This window comes from Solihabitans fulvus, assembly GCF_008386585.1.
Lineage (GTDB): Bacteria > Actinomycetota > Actinomycetes > Mycobacteriales > Pseudonocardiaceae > Solihabitans > Solihabitans fulvus.
Genome location: NZ_VUOB01000037.1, coordinates 71,037 through 89,933, shown reverse-complemented (window position 1 = coordinate 89,933; position 18,897 = coordinate 71,037). Strand labels below are relative to the sequence as shown.

The following is an 18,897-nucleotide window of genomic DNA, read 5'->3' as shown; positions in this document are numbered from 1 at the left end:
GGGGTGGGTGGGGAGCGGCCGGGGCAGGTGGGGAATTGGCGCCCATCGCCCACTGTGCCCAACGCCCGCCGCGCCCAACGCCCGCCGCACCCAACGCCCGCCGAGCCCAATACCCGCTGTGCCCAACGCCCACCGCGGCCAACACCCGCCGCGCTCAATACCCACCGCGCTCAATACCCACCGGGCCCGATGCCCGCCGCACCCAACGCCCGCCGCACCCAAAGCTCGCCGCGGCCAACGGCCGCCGCGCCCGATGCCCGCTGCACTCAACGCCCACCGCGCCCAGTACCCGCTGTGCCCAATGCCCGCCGAGCCCAATACCCGCTGCACTCAACGCCCACCGCACCCAACGCGGCCGATGCCCGCCTCGGCCGACGACGCCGAGGAGAACCGCTCCGATGGATGAGTCCATGGATCAGCACGCAGCCCACGACGACGGGCCTGCCTGCCACGAACCCGTTGTGCCGCGCCTGTTCGCGGTGGCCGGACCGCTCGATCCGGACGACGGTCCCGGTGCGCCGTTCAACCCCTACGACGCGGTGCTCTGGGGCCTGCTGTTCGCCGATCACGCGTTCGTCTACTTCCGCGATCCCGAGACCCACCGCCACGAGGACGGCGTCTTCTCCACCGCCGAACGTGCCAGGCGGTTCTTCAGCCGGGGCTGCGCGGAACCGCTCCGGCTCGTGTGGCTCTAGCTGGAGAGATACCGCAGCTGCGTCGCCTTGGTCTCGTCCAGTTCGCGGCGGGCCTGCGCGACCTCGGCGCGGTGCGACACCTCGGGCACGCCGACCTCCCACCACGCGCCGGCCTCGGTCCAGCTGGCCGGATCGGTGCTGATCACGACGACGGCGGGCCGCCGTTCCGCGCGGGCCACCTCGCGGGCCCTCCGGTAGGCCTCCGCCAGCTCCGTCGGGGAGTCGACGGCGAAGACCGCGCAGCCCAGCGCGGCGGCGTGGCCGACGAAGTCGGTGCGGGGGCGCTGTTCGTGCGTGCTGCGGCAGTCGGCGTACATGTTGTTGAAGCCGGCGCCGCCCTGGTTGCGCTGCAACCGGTCGATCACCGCGTAGCCGTCGTTGTCGCAGACCACCGCGACGAACCCGTGCCCGGCGAACGCCGCGGAAAACAGCTCGGAGTTGAGCATCAGGTACGAGCCGTCGCCGAGCAGCGTGGTCACGGTGCCGTCGGGGTGCGTCGCGGCGCGTGCCATCGCCGCGCCCCACGCGCCGGCCAGCTCGTAGCCCATGCAGGAGAAGCCGTATTCGACGTCCATTGTGGACTCTCCACGCGCCCGCCAGCCGCCGATCAGCTCGCCGGGCAGGCCGCCGGACGCGGTGAGCACGTAGTCGTCCGGCCCGCTGGCCTCGTTGACGATCCCGACGACCTGGGCGTAGGTCGCCGCGCCGTCGGTCGGGGCGCGGAGGCCGTCGATGTGCGCGTCCCAGCGGGCCCGCTCGGTGGCGGCGCGCGAGGTCCAGTCCTCGGCCGCGCGCCAGTCCGCGAGCGCGTCGCCGAGTTCGCGCAGGCCCTCTGCGGCGTCGGCCACGACGGCGACCGCGCCGTGCTTGACGGCGTCGAACCTGGCCGCGTTCAGCGCGACCAGCCGCACGTCCGGCGCGAACACCGTCCAGGACGCGGTGGTGAAGTCCTGTAGGCGGGTTCCCACGGCGAGCACGACGTCGGCCTCGGCGGCCAGCCGGTTGGCCGAGGACGAGCCGGTGACGCCGAGCGGGCCGGCGTGCAGCGGGTCGTTGTGCGGCACCAGGGTGCGGCCCGCGGTGGTCTCGGTGACCGGAATGCCGTGCCGCCGCGCGAAGTCCAGGGCGAGCGACGCCGCGCCGGAGTAGCGCACGCCGCCGCCGAGCACCAGCAGCGGCCGGCGCGCCGAACGCAGTACCTGCGCGGCGTCGGCCAGCGCGCGCAGATCGGGGCGCGGCCTCGGCACGCGGTGCAGCGTCGGCTCGAACAGCGCCTCGGGGAAGTCGTACGCCTCGGCCTGCGCGTCCTGCGGCAGCGCGAGCGTCACCGGACCGCAGTCGGCCGGGTCGGTGAGCACCCTCGCCACCTGCGGCAGCGTCCCGATCAGCTGTTCCGGCCTGGTGATCCGGTCGAAGTACCTGCTGACGGCCCGGAACGCGTCGTTCACCGTCGCGGTCGGGTCGCCGAAGTGCTCGACCTGCTGGAGCACGGGGTCGGGCGCGCGGCCGGCGAAGGTGTCGCCGGGCAGCAGCAGCACCGGCAGCCGGTTCGCGTGCGCGACACCGGCCGCCGTCACCATGTTCAGCGCGCCGGGGCCGACCGAGGAGGTTGCTACCCCGACCTGCCTGCGGTGTGTTGCCTTGGCGTAGCCGACGGCGGCGAGCGCCATGCCCTGCTCGTTGTGGCCGCGCCAGACCGGCAGTTCCGCGCGGCGCTCCTCAAGGGCGGTGCCGAGGCCGAGCACGTTGCCGTGCCCGAAGATCGCGAACACGCCGGGGAACAGCGGAACCTTGGTGCCGTCGAGCAGCTCGGCGCGCTGCGCGATCAGCCAGCGCACGAGCGCCTGAGCCGTGGTCAGTCGGACGGTGGTCAGTTTGGGGGTAGTCATTGGCTCTCCCTGCGGCCTTCGGCCGTGGTGACCGGGCATCTCGGGTCGAGCCGCTGGTGCGCCCAGGTGTCCCGGACCCAGCCGTGCGCCGGGTCGTCGCAGAACGCCATGGACCGCGCTTCTCCGGGCCCGGCAAGGACGTTGAGGTAGTACATGGGATAGCCGGGGGCGGCGACGCACGGCCCGTGGTAGCCGCGCGGGATGAGGAACACGTCCCCGTCGCGCACCACGACGTCCTCGTCCAGCTCGCCGTCCTCGGTGTAGGTGCGGTGCAGGCCGAAGCCCTCACGGGACGGGGTGACGCCGTCCCGGCCGGCGATCCGGAAGTAGTAGACCTCCTCGTTCACCACCTCGCACGGCTCGGTCTCGTCGTGCTTGTGCGGCGGGTAGGAGGACCAGTTGCCGTCCGGGGTGATCAGCTCGCAGGCGTTGAGCCGGTCCGCGTGCTCCCACACGCCGGGCACGCCGAAGTTGGTGACCTGCCGGCTCGCGTTGCCCGCGCCGCGCACCTCGACGGGCACGTTCTCGGCCGGCCCGTACCTCGGCGTCAGCCTGCGTTCGCACCTGGCCATCGGCAGCGCCACCTCGGCGCCGTGCTCCGAGGACAGCGTCACCGTCGCATCCCTTGGCACATAGGCGAAGTCGGTCACTCTGGTGAACACGGAGTCGCGGCCGGCCAGCTCGAACCGCTCGCCGTCGACCTCGACGACGCAGCCCCCCGACAGCGGCAGCACGAACGCCTCGAACTCGCCGGTGTCCACCTGCCGTGGCGCGCCGGGGTGGATCAGCAGCACCCGCAGTCCCGTGTAGGACCAGCCGGCCGCCGCCGGGGTGAGCAGGACGGGGTCCTCGTGATCGGCGAGCGTGCCGAGCGGGCGGTGCAGCGTCATGCGTGGACTCCCTGGCGGAGCACTTCGGCCGCTGCCTCGACAGCCGCGGCCACGTCACCGTGCGGTGGGTAGAGCAGGGCGCGGCCCACCACCAGGCCGCGGACCGTGGCGTGCCGCAGCGACCGGCCCCACGAGGCCAGGTCGTCCTCCGGCCGCGCGGACGGCACGCCGCCGAGCACGACGACCGGCAGCGTGGTGGTGTCCAGCACGGCCTCCGGCTCGGCGACGGCCGGCAGCTTGAGCCACGTGTACGCGGAGGTCGCGCCAAGTCCCGACGCCACGCTCACGGCCCTGGCCAGCGCGGCGGCGTCCTGTTGCAGCACCAGCGTGCCGTCGCCGTTGCGCTGGTAGGGCAACGGTTCGACCATCGCGACCAGGCCGCGCTCGGCGAGGCCGGACACGGCCTGCGCGCAGCCCTCCAGGGTCGGGATGGTGCCGGGGTCCGAGTCGACCAGCCGCAGCAGCATCTTGCCGCCGTCCAGCTTACTGTCCACAATAGACTTGGCGTCGTAGGCGGTGAACCGGTCGTCGATCTCCCAGTCCGCGCCGGCCAGGCCGCCCCGGTTCATCGAGCCGATGACGACCTTGTCATGCAACCCATCCAGCAGCAACAGCTCTTCGACCACGTCCGGCGTGGCCAGCAGGCCGTCGACCGCCGGGTTGCGCAGCGCGGTGAGCAGGCGGTCCAGCAGCGACCGCCGGTCGGCCATGGCGAGCGGGTCGCCGCCGACACCCAACGCCCCCCGGGCTGGGTGGTCGGCGGCGACCAGGAACAGGGTGCCTCGGTCGGACAGCAGGCTCGGCCTGCGCCGCCTGGCACGGTAGGCCCGCCGGACCGCGTCCGGATCGGTCGCCCTGGTGTGCAGTAGTCCCGCCCACTGCGCGTCAGTGATCACGTGCGACAAGCTCCTCGATCTCGTCCAACGTCGGCATGGCGTCCGCGCAGGCCAGCCGGCCGGCGACGATCGCGCCCGCCGCGTTGGCGTACCTGGCGATGCGCACCGGATCCCAGCCGGCGAGCAGTCCGTGCGCGAGCGCGCCACCGAACGCGTCGCCGGCACCGAGCCCGCAGACCACCTCGACCGCCTGCGGCGGCACCGTCGTGCTGCCCTCCTCGGTGGCGACCAGGACACCCTCGGCGCCCTTCTTCACCATCGCGAGCCGCACGCCCCGGTCCAGCAGCCTGCGCGCGGCCTCCTCTGGATCGGCGGTGCCCACGGCCACCTCGACCTCGGCGCGGTTGCCGACGGCCACGGTGACCTTGTCGAGCAGCCAACCGATCTCGCGGCGAGCACTGTCCACATCGGACCAGAACATCGGGCGGAAGTCCAGGTCCAGCACGGTATGTCCGCGCCGGTCCCGGTGTTCCAGCATTCGCCGCTGGGTGCTGCGGGCCGGTTCGGCGGACACGCCGGTTCCGGTGACCCACAGCAGCGGCACGTCCGTGACGAGATCCCACGGCACGTCGTCGTCGGTCAGCGTCAGGTCCGGCGCGGTCGGCAGCCGGTAGAACAGCAGCGGCGGGTCGGCAGGCGGGTCGAGCGCGCAGAACACCACCGGGGTCAACAGGTCCGGCGCGGTGCCGACGTGGTCGGCGCTGACGCCGAACCCGCGCAGCGCGTCGCGCACGTAGTCGCCGAAGCCGTCCGGGCCGACCTTGGTGAGCACCCCGGTCCGCCTGCCCAGCCGCGCGGCGGCGACCGCGACGTTGGTCGCGGTGCCGCCGAGCGACTTGGCGAACGTGCTGACCTTCGACAGCGGCACACCCGACTGCTCGGGGTACAGGTCGACGCCGACCCTGCCGACCGTCAACACCTCGAGAACCATTACGCGGCACCGTCCCCGGCCGCCGCTCGCAGCTCGTGTTCCAGCGCCGCCAGCTCGGCCCCGCCGGCCATCTGCCTGGTCAGCTCCTCGATGCTGATGTCGGCCTTGTCGAAGCAGCCGAGGCTGCGGCCCCGCTTGAGCAGCAGGAACCGGTCCCCGACCGGGTAGGCGTGGTGCGGGTTGTGCGTGATCAGCACGACGCCCAGGCCACGATCCCGTGCCTGGGCGACATAGCGCAGCACCACCCCGGCCTGCTTCACGCCGAGCGCGGCGGTCGGCTCGTCCAGGATCAGCACCTTCGCGCCGAAGTGCACGGCCCGTGCGATCGCCACGCACTGCCGTTCGCCGCCGGACAGCGTGCCGACCGGCTGCTCCACGTCGCGCAGGTCGATGCCCATCTCGGCCAACGCGCTGCGGGTGGTCTCCCTGCCCCTTCGGCGGTCCAGCATCCGGAACGGCCCCCACCCCGTGGTGGGTTCCGAGCCGAGGAAGAAGTTCCGCCACACGCTCATCAGCGGCACGACGGCGAGGTCCTGGTAGACCGTGGCGATGCCGCGGTCCAGCGCCTCGCGCGGCGAGCCGAACCGCACCGGCGCGCCCTCGACCAGGAACTCGCCGGTGTCGTGCTGGTGCACCCCGGCCAGGATCTTGATCAGCGTCGACTTTCCGGCGCCGTTGTCGCCCAGCACGCAGGTGACCTCGCCGGCCCGCACGATGGTGGAGACATCGCGCAGCGCCAGCACACTGCCGTAGGTCTTGCCGATCTCCGTGACCTCAATCAGAGGAGCACTCATCGACGTCCTCCCTTCGGTCCGGGCGCCGACGAGGCACGAAGCGCACTGTGCTCGATGACTCGCTCGCTACGCTCACTCATCGCCGGACCCTTTCCGCGCGCCGCCGGAACGTGTTGTTCACCAGCACAGCGGCCAGCAGCATGATGCCGAGGAACAGCTGGAACCAGTCGCTGTTCCACTGCGCGAACACGATGCCCTGCCTGGCCATGCCGAAGATCAACGCGCCGACGGCCGCGCCGATCGCGGAGCCGAAGCCGCCGGTGAGCAGGCAGCCGCCGATCACCGCCGCGATGATGTACTGGAACTCCAGGCCGATGCCCTGGTTGGCCTGCACGGTGGTGAACCGCAGGATGTTGATCGAGCCGACCAGCCACGCGGCGAACGCCGTCGTCATGAACAGCGACACCTTCGTGCGCAGCACCGGCACGCCGACCGCGCGCGAGCTGGCCGCCGACCCGCCGACGGCGAAGATCCAGTTGCCGAAGCGGGTGCGCAGCAGCACCCAGGAAGCCAGCAGCGCCACCAGGATCCACCAGACGATGGAGATCTGGAACGAGGTGCCCCCGATCTCCACCGTCGAGGCGAACAGGTAGCCGGCCGATGAGTAGCCGTCGGCTGCCCGCATGCCGGACACCTGCACGGTGCCGGTGACCAGCCTGGTGACGCCGAGATTGAGGCCCTGGAGGGCGAGGAAGGTGCCCAGCGTGACGATGAAGCTCGGCAGCCCGGTGCGCAGCACCAGCCAGCCGTTCAACGCGCCGACCCCGAGGGCGAAGGCCAGCGAGACCAGCAGCGCCAGCCAGACGTTCCACCCAAGCCGCACCGAGAGGATCGCGGTCACCAGCGAGGTGGACGCGGTCATCACGCCGGCCGACAGGTCGAACTCGCCGCCGATCATCAGCAGCGCCACCGCGACCGCGACGATGCCGAGCGTCGCCGAGTCGTCCAGCCAGGTGGCCGCGCCGAGCGCGCTGAAGAACTGCCCGGTCACCACCGAGAAGAACCCGAAGACCAGCACCGCGCCGAGCAGCGCACCGAGCTCCGGTCGGACGATCAGCCGGTCGACGAACCTCGGTCTCACCAGGCGTTCATCGACAGCCACCGCTGGCTGGGTCGACGCAGTCATCCTCTTTCCCTCCACAGCCTCGATCGCTTACCGGGTGCCGCGCGTGGCGTACTGCGCGACCTTGTCCACGTTCGACTTGTCGACGAAGCCGGGCCCGGTCAGCACCGGACGGCCACCGCCGACGGTGTTGGCGTTGTCGTGGTACAGCTTGAGCATGACCACCGGCAGGTAGCCCTGCTCGTACTGCTGCTGGTCGACCGCGAACTGCACGTCGCCCGCCTTGATCGCGCTGACCACGTCCGCGTTCAGGTCGAACGTGGCGATCTGCGCCTTCGCGTTGGCGCCCTTGGCCGCGCTCACCGCGTTCACCGCGACCTGCGGGTTGAGCGCGAGCACCGCGTCGATGGCTGGGTCGGCCTGGAGCGCGCCCTTGATGCGGGACTCCACGTCGGTGGGGTTGTTGATGTCCACCTGGAGGTTCGTCACGGTGCCGCCGAAGCCCTGCTTCGCGCCGTCGCAGCGCTGGTTGAGCCCGACGTTGCCGGCCTCGTGGATCACGCAGAGCAGCTTGGACTTGCCGGCGTCCTTGAACCGCTTGCCGGCCTCCTGGCCCGCGATGCCCTCGTCCTGGCCGACGTGCGCGAGCGCCCCGAAGGCCGCGCTCTTGTCCCCGCCGGAGTTGATGGTGATGACCGGGATGCCCGCCTTCACCGCGTTGTCGATGGAGTTCTTCAGCGCGTCGGGGTTGGCCATCGAGACGACGAGCCCGCCGACCTTCTGCGCCACCGCGTTGTCGATCAGCTTGGACTGCGCGCCCGGGTCGCCGTCGGACTGGTAGTCGACGGTGACGCCGAGCTGCTTGCCCGCGTCGGTCGCGCCGTTCTTCACCACGTTCCAGAACGCGTCACCGGAGGTGCCGTGGGAGATGACGGAGACGTGCAGCGGTCCGCCGCTGCTCGGCGCCGACCCGCTAGCCGTGTTGGCTGAGGTGTTCTGGTTTCCCGACGACGGGCCGCTGCACGCGGCGAGCACCAGGGCACCTGTTGTCGCGACCAGGCCGATCAGCACGCGCCTACGGCGCGAGGAACCGGGTCGGACCGAGCGATCAGACGTCATCGTCTCTCCTCGTCAGAGCACAAAAAGGTTTCTCACCCTAACTAGCATCGGACAGGCTGCCGACGATCTTGTCGAGATGGTCGAGGCTGCGCGCGGTGTCCTGTTTGGGGCCCTGGGTCGGGGCGTCCGTGGCGAGAGCGGTGTCCTGTTCGAGGACGAACCAGCCCGGGTAGCCCGCGTCGTGCACGAGCCGGACCAGTGCTGCGATGTCGACGTCACCGTCGCCGAGCGGCACGTACATGCCCTTGCCGACGGCGTCGGCGTAGCCGAGCTGGCCGGCGCGCACCTGGTCCGCGATGTCGCCCCGGACGTCCTTGAGGTGCACGTGGCCGATCCGGTGCGGGTACCGGCGGGCCAGGTCGACCGGGTCGGTGCCGCCGATCAGCAGGTGCCCGGTGTCCAGGCAGAGCGCCAGATCCGAGTCGGCGAGGAACCGCTCGACCTCGGCGGTGCGTTCGACGTGCGTGCCGACGTGCGGGTGCAGCACGGTGCGCAGGCCGTGCCCCGCCGCGAGGTCCCTGATCCGCGCCGAGGTGTCGATCAGCGTCCGCCACTGCGCGTCGGTCAGCTCGGGACGCTCGTCGTAGCCGTCCAGGCCGGTCGCCGCCGCAAGCACCAGCACCTCAGCCCCGGCCGAGGCAAGCAGCCCAGCAACGCGATCGGCCTCATCCACAGTGGCCGCAACGACATCGGTGTCGTGCAGGACAACCGCAAGAAAGCCACCGACCAGGCCGAGCCCATACCCGTCCAACAACTCCCGCAACGCCGACGGTTCGGCCGGCAGGTAGTCCGGCGGGCCGAGTTCCGTCGCGCGGAGGCCCAGCTCGCGCATCTCGCCGAGCACGGTGTTCGCGTCGAGCACCCTGCCCCAGCCGGGCACCTCGCAGACGCCCCAGGAGATGGGCGCCCCGGCGATTCGCGGAGCCGTCATGCCGCACCCTCCGTCCGGACCGGGACGCCGCCGCGCCGCGAGGCCTCGCACGCCTCGGCCAGCCGCAGGCTGACCAGACTCTCCCTGGCAGGCGAGGGGTTCTCCGCGCGCCCGGCGACCACATCGACGAACACGGCCATCTCGTTGAGGTAGGCGCGGCGGAACCGCTCGGGGAAGCCGGGATAGACGTCCGCAGCGACCTTCGGGCCGTCCGGTTCGAGCGAGGTCAGCGGGGTCCTCGGGTCGAGGCCGACGGCGAGGGAGTCCTTGCTGCCGAACACCTCGATGCGGTGGTCGTAGCCGAGCGGGTCGTGCCGGCCGCCGGCCAGCGTGGCGTGCGCGCCGCCGGCGAACCGCAGCATGACCACGGTGTTGTCGACGTCGTCGGCGTCCGCGAACGCCTGGTGCACCAGGACGGAACCCGAGGCGTAGACCTCGACGACGGGCTCGCCGACCAGCCACGGCACGGCGTCGAGGTCGTGGATCAGCAGGTCGCGGTAGATGCCGCCGGAGGCGGGCAGGTAGCCGAAGTCCGGCGGCTGCGCGTCGTTGCCGACGGACCGCACCAGGTAGATGTCGCCGACCTCGCCCGCGCGGATCCTGCGGTGCAGCTCGACGACGGCGGGGTCGAACCTGCGCTGGAAGCCGACCAGCACGTCGACCCCGGACGCCTCGATGTCGGCGACCAGCGAGGTCATGCCGGCGAGGTCGCTGGCGATCGGCTTCTCGCAGAGCGTCGGCACACCGGCCGCGAGCGCGGCGCGCAGCATCTCCGGGTGCGTGTTCGTCGGGGTCGCGAGCAGCACGCCGTCGCTCGCCGCGAGCAGGCCTGCGAGGTCGTCCACCGCGACCGTGCCGGCGCCGAGCTGGTCGGCGGCCTGCGCGGCCCGCCCGGCGACCGGGTCGAACAGCAGCACCTCGTCCACCTGGTCCAGCGCGGCGAGGTTGGTGGCGTGCATCGTGCCGATGCGTCCGACACCGGCAACTCCGATCCGCATCCGCAGGGTCTCCGTCCTGATGGTGAATCGCGTTAGAGCGCTCTATTTGTTGGAGCGCTCTAATCGTGTAGCCTCCGTCACACGGGTGTCAAGGGTGTGTTTCCGGCTCGTAACGAGGAGGTGGCCGTGACCCGGCCGACCATGGAGGACGTCGCCCGCCGGGCAGGGGTATCCAGGGCGCTCGTCTCGCTCGTCATGCGCGGCTCGCCGAAGGTAAGCGAGCAGCGCAGGGCGGCGGTGCTGCGCGCGGCCGAGGACCTCGGCTACTCCCCGCACGCAATGGCCCGCTCGCTGGCCAGCCGCACCTCGACGGTGCTCGGCGTGATGGTCTCCGACCTGCACAACGCGTTCTTCGCGGAGATCGTCGACGGCCTCGACGCGGTGGCCCGCGCCGAGGGCTTCGAGCTGATCATCAACACCGGCGGCCGAAGCGCGGCGCGGGAACGCAGGGCCCTGGACAGCCTGCTGTCCTTCCGGCCCGCAGGCCTCGCCCTCCTGGGCCCGGTGGTCCCCTCCGCCGCGATAGCCGGAGCCGCCAACCAGGCGCCGGTAGTCCTGGTCGCCCGCTCGTCCAGACTGTCCACAGTAGACACTGTAAACGACGACGGTGAGATGGGCTCCGGCCTGGCCGTGGACCACCTAATCTCCCTGGGCCACAAGAGAATCACGCACTTCGACGGCGGCGAGGGCTCCCAGTCGGCACCCCGACGCAAGGGCTACCTACTGGCGATGCAGCGACACGGCCTGCCAGCCGACGTCGTGCGCAGCGAATACACCGACACCGCAGGCGCGAAGGCCGTCCGCCACCTGATCGACCGTGGCGGCGAACTCCCGACCGCCCTGGTCACCGCCAACGACTTCAACGCGGTAGGCGCGATCTCCGCACTGGAAGAAGCAGGACTCCGCGTACCAGCCGACGTCTCGGTGGTCGGCTACGACAACACCTCCCTGGCCGCCCTCCGCCACGTCTCCCTAACAACCATCGACCAGCCCCGCAACGAGATCGGCCGCCTAGCCGCCGAAGCGCTACTACAACGAGTCCGAGCCCAACGCGCAGAACCCAAACGCCACCTACTAAACCCCTCCCTAGTAATCCGCTCCACAACAGCCAAACCCCCACCACCCCCCAACTAACCCACGAGCCGACGCCCCACCCCGCGCCAGCGTCTTCACTTAGCAACGGCGCGCGCCCCGCTCCGCTTTTTCACTTCGTGGCGGCGCGGGGCGTGCGAGTTCGCCGTCGGTCCCTGGAGGCGCAGGAGGGCGACGGAGCGAAGCGGAGTCGCCCGAGAAGCCGAAGGGGCCGACTTGAGGCGAACTCGCCGGCCGAGCGAAGCGAGGCCCAATAAACACAGGTAGTCCAGAAACCGGGCAGCGAGCGAAGCGAGTCGCCGGCCAGAGCGTCGTAGCTGGCAGACGGCCAGAGCGTCGTCCTCACCTATCAAACGGCCAAAGCGCCAGGCGCTCCACCCAAAAAGGCCAGAGCGTCCCACCCAAGAAACGGCCAAACACAGGAGCACAACCGTGACAGACCTAGTCCCACACTGGATCGACGGCACCCGCACCACCGGTACCTCCACGAGGACCGCAGACGTGTTCCAGCCGGCCACTGGTGCCGTCGCCAGGCAGGTCGTCCTCGCCGATCACGCCGACGTGGACCGAGCGGTAGCGTCCGCGACGAAGGCCGCCGAGTCCTGGGCCGAGTCCTCCCTGTCCACCAGGTCGCGGATCCTGTTCGCCTACCGCCACCTGATCCACGAGCACCGCGACGAGCTGGCCGCCATCATCACGGCCGAACACGGCAAGGTCCTCTCCGACGCCGCAGGCGAGGTCCAGCGCGGCCTCGAGGTCGTCGAGTTCGCGTGCGGCATCCCGCAACTCCTCAAGGGCGAGCACTCCGAGCAGGTCTCCACGGGCGTCGACGCGTACTCGATCCGCCAGCCCGTCGGCGTGGTCGCCGGTATCACCCCCTTCAACTTCCCTGTCATGGTGCCGATGTGGATGTTCCCGGTGGCGATCGCCACCGGGAACGCCTTCATCCTCAAGCCGTCCGAGCGCGACCCGTCCGCCGCCGTCCGCCTCGCCGAGCTGTTCACCGAGGCCGGCCTGCCCGACGGCGTGTTCACCGTCCTCCAGGGCGACGCCACGGCCGTCAACGCACTCCTGGACCACCCCGACGTCTCGGCAGCCTCCTTCGTCGGCTCGACACCGATCGCCAGGCACGTCTACGCGAGAGCCACCGCGGCCGGCAAGCGGGTGCAGGCGCTCGGCGGGGCCAAGAACCACATGGTGGTGCTGCCCGACGCCGACATCGACGTCGCCGCCGACGCCGCCGTGTCCGCCGGGTACGGCAGTGCGGGGGAACGCTGCATGGCCATCTCGGTGGTCGTCGCCGTCGGCGACGTCGCGGACCGGCTGGTGTCGGCCATCGCGGAGCGCACCACGGGCCTGGTCACCGCGCCGGGCACCGATCCGACCGCGCAGATGGGCCCGCTGGTCACCGGCGCGCACCGAGACCGCGTACTGTCCTATGTGGACGCCGGAGTCGAAGCAGGCGCCACGCTCGCGGTAGACGGCAGGGGCTTCGCGCCGATCGGCCACGAGGCCGGTTTCTGGCTGGCGCCAACGCTGTTCGACGACGTGACCCCCGAGATGTCGATCTACCGTGACGAGATCTTCGGCCCGGTGCTGTGCGTGGTGCGCGTGCCGACCTTCGAGGCGGCGATCGAGCTGGTCAACGCGAACCCGTACGGCAACGGCACCGCCGTGTACACCGGCGACGGCCTGGCGGCTCGCGAGTACCAGCGCCGGGTCACGGTCGGCATGGTCGGCATCAACGTGCCGATCCCGGTGCCGATGGCCTACTACTCCTTCGGCGGCTGGAAGGACTCGCTGTTCGGCGACACGCACGTACACGGCGCCGAGGGCGTCCGCTTCTACACCAGGGCCAAGGCGGTCACCGCGCGCTGGCCCCGCCAGTCCGGCATCGACCTGGGCTTCCCTACGCACGGTTAAACGCCCCTCAAAAGGGGGCCCCTAACCCCTGACGATCAAGAAGAACCCCTGACGGCTAGGAAACAGCTCCAGAAGCCCCGCCCGGGTCATGCGCCGCCCGACCCGGCCGGGGCGGCCTGCCGAACGAGCAAATCCCTGATCGCCTGAAGCACGGCGTCCTGCCGGTCGACGTGCATGAAGTTGTGCCCGGCGTCGTCGAGCACCCGGTGTTCGCCGCGCGGGAAGGACGCCGCCAGTTCCCCGTGCAGCGCGCACCTGACGTCGCTGAACCCGCGTTCGAGCCGCTCGGGCAGTTGCGCGAGCCGGAACGGGTCGTCGCCCATGGCCGACAGCACGATCACCGGCACGTCGGGCTCGGCCCCGCCGGCGCGGACCTCCTCGCCGACCTCGTGGACGTTCGCCGCCTCCGCCGCCCCGGTCCGCCACGCGTCGCGGTGGTACTCCATGAGCGGCTGGCGGACCTCGGCCGGCCACTGCGCCAGCTTCCCGGCGAACAGGCCGCCAAAGAACTCGATGATCTCCTGGGTGGGCTCGGGCAGGGGCTGGTCCCGCATCTGCTCGCTCAGCTGCGCCACCTCCTCGGGCATCCTGGCCGGGGTGTCCTCGTGGTAGGGGTCCAGCAGGAGCATGCCGGCCACCGCGTCGGGAAAGCGCTGGGCGTAGCGGCGGGCGTAGACCGCGCCGAGCGAGTGGCCGACCAGCAGGTAGGGGCCGGGCACCTCGGCGACCCGCAGCAGGGCGTGCAGCTCGTCGACGGCGTCACTGGCGGTGCGGGGCAGGCCCTTCGGGTCGCTCCAGCCGGTGCCGCCGCGGTCGTAGAGCACGCTGGTGGTCAGCTCGGCGGCCGCGTTGTGGACGTTGAGGTAGTCAAGGCCGACCAGTCCCGCCCCTGGCAGGAACACCACGGTCGGGCGGCCCACGCCCGACTGGCGGAGCACCAACTGATCGCCGTTGACCTCGTACTGACGCCCCATCGACTGACTGATCATCGTCTCCCCCTCGTGACTGTTCATGGTCTCCCCATCTCGCAATCTCATCTTTGAGAACGGTATCAGCCATGAGATCCTCTGTCCATGGACACGGTTGACCTGCTGCTGCACCCCGTGCGGCTCCGCGTCGTGCACGCCATGGCCGACGGGCGTGCGCACACCACAGCGGAGTTGTGCGCCCGGCTGCCCGACGTTTCGAGGGCCACCATCTACCGGCATGTCGGCGTGCTGGCCGACGCCGGCGTGCTCGAGGTGGTCAAGGAGGAGCGGGTGCACGGCGCGGTGGAGCGCCAGTACCAGCTGAGCGGGACGCGCCCGAGAATCGGCGTCGAGGCGGCCGAAGCGATGTCGCGGGACGACCACCGACGAGGGTTCGCCGCGGCCATGGCGGTGCTGCTCGCCGAGTTCGACGCCTACCTAGACCGCGACCAGGCCGCTCCGGTCGCCGATCTGGTGTCCTACCGGCAGGCCACCCTGTGGCTGAGTCATGATGAGCTGGCCGACATGATCAACGAGATGCGCCAGGTCCTACTCTCCCGCCAGGCCAACCGGCCCGCGCCGGGCCGCGCGCCCCATCTCCTCGGCACGATCCTGTTCCCCACCGCGGAAAAAGAGAGCTGACCAACGGCGACGGCAAGCCCAGGACGAAAAGTCAGTCGTCGGAAGAGGCTCGGCGCCCGCGTTTGGTCTCGCCGCGCCGCTTCTTCTCCGTGACCCGCCGCTCCTTGGCCCGCCTGCTCGGCCTGGTCGGCCTGCGGGTCGGCGGCGGTGGCTGCGCGGCGGCGCGCAGCAGCTCGGCCAGCCGCGTCCTGGCGGCCTGCCGGTTCTGTAGCTGGGACCGGTGCTCGCTGGCCACCACCGTGATCACCCCGTCGACCAGCCGGGACGCCAGCCTGGCGAGCAGCCTCGGCCGCAGCGACTCCGGCACCGACGGCGACGCCCCGAGGTCGAAGGACAGTTCGACGCGGCTGTCCGCGGTGTTCACGCCCTGCCCGCCGGGCCCGGACGAGCGAGAGAACCGCTCGCTCAGCTCGGACGCCGGTATCACCAGCGCGGGAGTCACCACCACATCATCAGCCACCCGCCCAGCATCCAGCACTGCGGCCACCAGCACCTACTCCAATACGTCGACGGCTAGGGCCGCAGACCTGGCAGCAAAGCGATGGCAAGTATCCGATCATCGCCGAGCGGGCAGCGCTTGCTGGTCTGCCCAGCCGTGTCGGACCGCAGCGCCGACCGCGCCCTGCTGTCGACGACCGAACACAGCACCTCGACGTCGACGCCACCCGGCCGCAGGATCCGCAGCACCCGGATGACGGCCCGGTCCGTCGCGGGCTGGCCGATCAGCATCGCCCCGAACGCGCCGCCGGGGCCGCGCACCGGCAGGCATTGGTCGGTCGGCTCGCCCAACACCGGGCCGTCCCCGCTGTCGCCGAACTTGCACCGGTACGGCTTCGCCGACGCGGGCTGCGACCCGATCGTGATCGTCAGGTACGCGGACCCCTCGGCATCCACCAAGTCCGCGGTCGCCCGGTAGCCGTCGCCCTGCGGGACGAACTCCAGCGCCCGCGCCGCGCCGCTGACCTGCGAGTCACGCGCGGCGACCCCGGCGGGCAGCACGTCGGCGGCGGCCACGGTCTTGGTCAGCTCGGCGGCCCGCAGCCGGCCAAGGCTCGGGTCCGTCGACGGCACGACCTGCCCGGACGGACCAACCGGACCGGCCGGTGTCGACGCGAACAGCCCAGCGCCCAGCATCGGCACAGTCGCGCACAGGCTCACCGCGACGACCGTCCAGACCACCGCGATCGCCTGCCGACGCGCGCACCGCCTCGCCCGCCGCGTCAGCTCGGCCGGGGTGCGCCGCATCGCCGGTTCCTCGTCAAGCGCCCTGGCGAGCAACGCCCTGGCCTGCTCAGCTCCGTTCCCCGGCACGGTCACACCTCCGTCTTCTCCGTTCGCTCGATGCGGCCTGCGGCCGACTCAGTAGGTGAGGACTCAGTAGGTGAGGCCGGGCAGGTTGACGATCCGGTTGAGGGCGCCGAAGTCCATCGGCGGGAACGGCCGCTGGACGGGCCCGGGCGACGAGGGGTTGTCCGAGGTGTTCTCGCTGACCGCGGTGACCCTGCTGCCGTCTGACCGCCGCGTGGCGAGCTGCCAGACGATGGCCGAACCGCGTGTCCTGGCCGTCATCACGACCGGCATGCCGTCCATCGACGCCGCGTTGCAGTTGTCCCAGGGGCCGCTGGACTGCGAGACGTCCAAGCAGGTCAAGTTGGGACTGCCCGGCTTGCCGTAGGCGACCTCGACGGAGAGCTTGCCGGTGCCCTGCACGTCCTTGAGCTCACCGACGGCGGTGTACCTGCCGGGCTTGTTGACGAAGTCGAAGGCGCTGTTGAACCCCGGGCTCGGCAGCGCCTGCATCCCGGCGGGCGCCGGCATGCCCTGGCCGAGCACCACCGACAGCTCGCGGGCATGCGCGTCGTTCGACGGCACGTTGGCGTAGCTGGGGGTCGGCGACGACTGCTGGCTTGAGGAGGGCGGGGCGCTCGTGGTCCGGCTGGTGCTCGACGGGGACGCCGGGGTGACCTGCCTGGCGGCCTGGCCGAACGAGGCGATCGTGGCGGTGCCCACCACCACCGCGACGACGGCGCCGACCACCCCGCCCATCATCGCCATGCGGCGGACCCGCGCCCTGCGGCGGCCCGCCCTGACCAGGCCGGCCGTGTCGATCCGCAGGGGTGGCTCGGCGTCCAGCGCGTTGCGGAACAGCGCCTTCAGGTCGGGTTCGTTGGAGGTCATCGCTGCTCCTCGAGAACGGGTCGACCGGCGGCGAGCAGGCGGCGGAGCGTGGCGAGCCCCTTGGACGCCTGGCTTTTCACGGTGCCCTCCGTGCAGCCCAGCAGGCGCGCGGTCTCGGCGACCGTCAGGTCCTCCCAGTAGCGCAGCACGACGGTGGCGCGCTGGCCCGCCGGCAGCTGGACGAGGGCGCGGCGGACGTCCACGGTGTCGTCCACGTTGCCGGGTGCGGCCGGTACCTCCGGCAGCGTGTCCACCACCGTTTCCCTCCGCCGGAAGGCGCGCCGGGACTCGTCGATGGCGGTGCGCACCAACACCTTGCGGGAGTAGGCGTCCACGCTGCCGTCCTTGCGCAGCCTCGGCCACGCGACGTAGATCTTGGTCAGCGCGGTCTGGACGAGGTCCTCCGCGCGGTGCCAGTCTCCGCACAACAGGTACGCGGTCCGGCGCATGACCAACGCGCGCGCGTCCACGTACTCCACGAACTCAGCGTCGCGGTCCTGCACGAAGCCTCCCCAGATGTCACCGCGTACTACGAGGCACGCCGCCCTGGGGTTGCCGGTGTCCTAGGTCGTGTCCCGCGGATCTCTTTCCTGCTGCGCGGGGCCCAGCCGCCGCCTCGCCGCGTTGCGCCCACGCCCCCATCCAACACCGGGATGGGGACGCGTGCGCGCCTTGCGAGACGACACCTGGATCCCCGCTCGCGACGGAAAAGACCCACGGGACACGACCTGCCACAACGCCGAACGGGCGTCACGTCGTGGCCCAGGAGCCGGAATCAGAACCTGGGGTGATCCCCGGCAAGCACGGCGCGCGGCGCGTCGGCGTCCTCGGCCCTGCTGACCTCGCCGAGCACCCAGCCGGGCACGTGGCGGGCGGTGAGCACGGCCAGCGCGCGGTCCACGTCCTCGGGCGCCACCACCGCGACCATGCCGACGCCCATGTTGAACGTCTTCTCCATCTCCTCGCGCTCGACCCTGCCGCGCTGGGCGATCAGGGCGAACACCGGGGCCGGCGTCCAGGTGCCCCGGTCGAGGTCGGCGCGCAGGCCCCTCGGCAGCACCCTGGCGAGGTTCGCGGCCAGGCCGCCGCCGGTGATGTGCGCGAACGTGCGCACCTCGGCCTCGGCGACCAGCGCGAGGCAGTCCTTGGCGTAGATCCTGGTCGGCTCCAGCATCTCCTCGCCGAGCGTCCTGCCGAACTCCTCGACGTGCCCGGTCAACGGCATCCTGGCGATCTCCAGCAGCACGTGCCTGGCCAGCGAGAAACCGTTGGAGTGCAGGCCGGACGAGCCCATGCCGATGATCACGTCGCCCGGCTTGACCCGGTCCCGACCGAGCACCGCGTTGGCCTCGACCACGCCGACACCCGTGGCGGACAGGTCGTAGTCGCCGTCGCCCATCAGGCCGGGGTGCTCGGCGGTCTCGCCGCCAAGCAGCGCGCAACCCGCCTGCACGCAGCCCTCGGAGATGCCCTTCACCAGTGCCGCGATCTTGTCCGGGATGACCCGGCCGACCGCGATGTAGTCCTGGAGGAACAGCGGTTCCGCGCCGCAGACCACGAGGTCGTCCACGACCATCGCGACCAGGTCGATGCCGACCGTGTCGTGCACGTCGAGGGCCTGCGCGATCGCGATCTTCGTGCCGACGCCGTCCGTGGAGGCCGCGAGCACCGGCTCCTTCCACCGGTCCAGCTTGAGCTGGAAGAGGCCGGCGAACCCGCCGATGCCGCCGAGCACCTCGGGCCGCTGGGCCTTGTCCGCCCACGGCTTGAGCTTCTCGACCGCCTCGTCACCCGCCGCGATGCTGACCCCGGCGGCTGCGTAGGTGGCCTTCGGGCTCTGCTCGTCGAGGTCCCGGTCGGTCTGGCTGGTCACTGCGGAATCTCCATC

General features: G+C 71.4%; 19 protein-coding genes. 4 read left to right on the top strand and 15 right to left on the bottom strand.

All coding sequences use genetic code 11. The annotated features are described in order from the left end of the window. The first annotated feature begins 410 nt into the window (after positions 1-410). Positions 411-695, top strand: a complete 285-nt coding sequence (locus F0L68_RS20730; RefSeq protein ID WP_149851280.1) for a hypothetical protein — start codon at positions 411-413, stop codon at positions 693-695. Here the strand turns inward: F0L68_RS20730 and iolD are convergent. The 9 genes from iolD to F0L68_RS20685 form a co-directional block, all read right to left on the bottom strand. Beyond that, the gene (iolD, locus tag F0L68_RS20725) at positions 692-2,584 is read right to left on the bottom strand and encodes a 3D-(3,5/4)-trihydroxycyclohexane-1,2-dione acylhydrolase (decyclizing) (RefSeq protein WP_149851279.1); all 1,893 of its coding nucleotides are present in this window, start codon (positions 2,582-2,584) and stop codon (positions 692-694) included. The two genes, F0L68_RS20730 and iolD, sit on opposite strands and share 4 nt — an antisense overlap. Beyond that, the gene (iolB, locus tag F0L68_RS20720; RefSeq protein ID WP_149851278.1) at positions 2,581-3,474 is read right to left on the bottom strand and encodes a 5-deoxy-glucuronate isomerase; all 894 of its coding nucleotides are present in this window, start codon (positions 3,472-3,474) and stop codon (positions 2,581-2,583) included. The genes iolD and iolB overlap by 4 nt, the downstream gene beginning before the upstream one ends. Further along, positions 3,471-4,370 carry a Cgl0159 family (beta/alpha)8-fold protein gene (locus F0L68_RS20715; RefSeq protein WP_223198983.1) on the bottom strand — a complete coding sequence of 300 codons (900 nt, stop codon included), beginning with the start codon at positions 4,368-4,370 and terminating at the stop codon, positions 3,471-3,473. Before F0L68_RS20715 ends, iolB begins: the two co-directional genes overlap by 4 nt. After that, positions 4,360-5,301, bottom strand: coding sequence for a 5-dehydro-2-deoxygluconokinase (gene iolC, locus F0L68_RS20710; protein ID WP_149851276.1), 942 nt, complete (start codon positions 5,299-5,301; stop codon positions 4,360-4,362). The genes F0L68_RS20715 and iolC overlap by 11 nt, the downstream gene beginning before the upstream one ends. Further along, on the bottom strand, positions 5,301-6,095 hold the full coding sequence (locus F0L68_RS20705) for an ATP-binding cassette domain-containing protein (RefSeq protein WP_149851275.1): 795 nt from the start codon (positions 6,093-6,095) through the stop codon (positions 5,301-5,303). Before F0L68_RS20705 ends, iolC begins: the two co-directional genes overlap by 1 nt. Positions 6,096-6,171: 76 nt before the next feature. Beyond that, positions 6,172-7,221 carry an ABC transporter permease gene (locus F0L68_RS20700; RefSeq protein WP_149851274.1) on the bottom strand — a complete coding sequence of 350 codons (1,050 nt, stop codon included), beginning with the start codon at positions 7,219-7,221 and terminating at the stop codon, positions 6,172-6,174. A gap of 27 nt (positions 7,222-7,248) precedes the next feature. Continuing rightward, the gene (locus tag F0L68_RS20695) at positions 7,249-8,277 is read right to left on the bottom strand and encodes a sugar ABC transporter substrate-binding protein (protein WP_149851273.1); all 1,029 of its coding nucleotides are present in this window, start codon (positions 8,275-8,277) and stop codon (positions 7,249-7,251) included. Positions 8,278-8,314: 37 nt separating this feature from the next. Further along, on the bottom strand, positions 8,315-9,208 hold the full coding sequence (locus F0L68_RS20690; protein WP_149851272.1) for a TIM barrel protein: 894 nt from the start codon (positions 9,206-9,208) through the stop codon (positions 8,315-8,317). Then, complete coding sequence (locus tag F0L68_RS20685; RefSeq protein WP_149851271.1) at positions 9,205-10,206, bottom strand: Gfo/Idh/MocA family protein; 1,002 nt, start codon at positions 10,204-10,206, stop codon at positions 9,205-9,207. The genes F0L68_RS20690 and F0L68_RS20685 overlap by 4 nt, the downstream gene beginning before the upstream one ends. A gap of 126 nt (positions 10,207-10,332) precedes the next feature. Here F0L68_RS20685 and F0L68_RS20680 point away from each other — a divergent pair, with 126 nt between their 5' ends. Further along, positions 10,333-11,340: a LacI family DNA-binding transcriptional regulator gene (locus F0L68_RS20680; protein WP_149851270.1), complete on the top strand. Its 1,008-nt coding sequence runs from the start codon at positions 10,333-10,335 to the stop codon at positions 11,338-11,340. 390 nt (positions 11,341-11,730) lie between these two features. After that, the gene (locus F0L68_RS20675) at positions 11,731-13,221 is read left to right on the top strand and encodes a CoA-acylating methylmalonate-semialdehyde dehydrogenase (protein WP_149851269.1); all 1,491 of its coding nucleotides are present in this window, start codon (positions 11,731-11,733) and stop codon (positions 13,219-13,221) included. Between the two features lie 86 nt (positions 13,222-13,307). Here F0L68_RS20675 and F0L68_RS20670 read toward each other — a convergent pair whose 3' ends face one another. Beyond that, positions 13,308-14,234 carry an alpha/beta fold hydrolase gene (locus F0L68_RS20670; RefSeq protein WP_223198982.1) on the bottom strand — a complete coding sequence of 309 codons (927 nt, stop codon included), beginning with the start codon at positions 14,232-14,234 and terminating at the stop codon, positions 13,308-13,310. A 60-nt stretch (positions 14,235-14,294) separates the two neighbouring features. Here F0L68_RS20670 and F0L68_RS20665 point away from each other — a divergent pair, with 60 nt between their 5' ends. Continuing rightward, positions 14,295-14,831 carry a helix-turn-helix domain-containing protein gene (locus F0L68_RS20665; RefSeq protein ID WP_149851268.1) on the top strand — a complete coding sequence of 179 codons (537 nt, stop codon included), beginning with the start codon at positions 14,295-14,297 and terminating at the stop codon, positions 14,829-14,831. Positions 14,832-14,862: 31 nt separating this feature from the next. On the opposite strand, the gene arfB is transcribed toward F0L68_RS20665, so the two are convergent. From arfB to purM, 5 genes are all read right to left on the bottom strand, one after another. Then, positions 14,863-15,291 carry an alternative ribosome rescue aminoacyl-tRNA hydrolase ArfB gene (arfB, locus tag F0L68_RS20660; protein ID WP_149851267.1) on the bottom strand — a complete coding sequence of 143 codons (429 nt, stop codon included), beginning with the start codon at positions 15,289-15,291 and terminating at the stop codon, positions 14,863-14,865. A 53-nt stretch (positions 15,292-15,344) separates the two neighbouring features. Continuing rightward, entirely contained in the window at positions 15,345-16,142 is a 798-nt protein-coding gene (locus F0L68_RS20655) for a hypothetical protein (protein WP_149851266.1), read from the bottom strand. 63 nt (positions 16,143-16,205) lie between these two features. Then, complete coding sequence (locus F0L68_RS20650) at positions 16,206-17,009, bottom strand: hypothetical protein (protein ID WP_149851265.1); 804 nt, start codon at positions 17,007-17,009, stop codon at positions 16,206-16,208. Beyond that, positions 17,006-17,512, bottom strand: coding sequence for a SigE family RNA polymerase sigma factor (locus F0L68_RS20645; RefSeq protein WP_149851264.1), 507 nt, complete (start codon positions 17,510-17,512; stop codon positions 17,006-17,008). The genes F0L68_RS20650 and F0L68_RS20645 overlap by 4 nt, the downstream gene beginning before the upstream one ends. A 272-nt stretch (positions 17,513-17,784) precedes the next feature. Then, positions 17,785-18,882: a phosphoribosylformylglycinamidine cyclo-ligase gene (gene purM / locus F0L68_RS20640; protein WP_149851263.1), complete on the bottom strand. Its 1,098-nt coding sequence runs from the start codon at positions 18,880-18,882 to the stop codon at positions 17,785-17,787. Positions 18,883-18,897: the final 15 nt, after the last annotated feature.

Coding starts and splice junctions, on each gene's coding strand:
- F0L68_RS20730 (WP_149851280.1), top strand. CDS start 411: ATGGATCAGCACGCAGCCCACGACGACGGGCCTGCCTGCCACGAACCC.
- iolD (WP_149851279.1), bottom strand. CDS start 2,584: ATGACTACCCCCAAACTGACCACCGTCCGACTGACCACGGCTCAGGCG.
- iolB (WP_149851278.1), bottom strand. CDS start 3,474: ATGACGCTGCACCGCCCGCTCGGCACGCTCGCCGATCACGAGGACCCC.
- iolC (WP_149851276.1), bottom strand. CDS start 5,301: ATGGTTCTCGAGGTGTTGACGGTCGGCAGGGTCGGCGTCGACCTGTAC.
- F0L68_RS20705 (WP_149851275.1), bottom strand. CDS start 6,095: ATGAGTGCTCCTCTGATTGAGGTCACGGAGATCGGCAAGACCTACGGC.
- F0L68_RS20700 (WP_149851274.1), bottom strand. CDS start 7,221: ATGACTGCGTCGACCCAGCCAGCGGTGGCTGTCGATGAACGCCTGGTG.
- F0L68_RS20695 (WP_149851273.1), bottom strand. CDS start 8,277: ATGACGTCTGATCGCTCGGTCCGACCCGGTTCCTCGCGCCGTAGGCGC.
- F0L68_RS20690 (WP_149851272.1), bottom strand. CDS start 9,208: ATGACGGCTCCGCGAATCGCCGGGGCGCCCATCTCCTGGGGCGTCTGC.
- F0L68_RS20685 (WP_149851271.1), bottom strand. CDS start 10,206: ATGCGGATCGGAGTTGCCGGTGTCGGACGCATCGGCACGATGCACGCC.
- F0L68_RS20670 (WP_223198982.1), bottom strand. CDS start 14,234: ATGAACAGTCACGAGGGGGAGACGATGATCAGTCAGTCGATGGGGCGT.
- F0L68_RS20665 (WP_149851268.1), top strand. CDS start 14,295: ATGGACACGGTTGACCTGCTGCTGCACCCCGTGCGGCTCCGCGTCGTG.
- F0L68_RS20650 (WP_149851265.1), bottom strand. CDS start 17,009: ATGACCTCCAACGAACCCGACCTGAAGGCGCTGTTCCGCAACGCGCTG.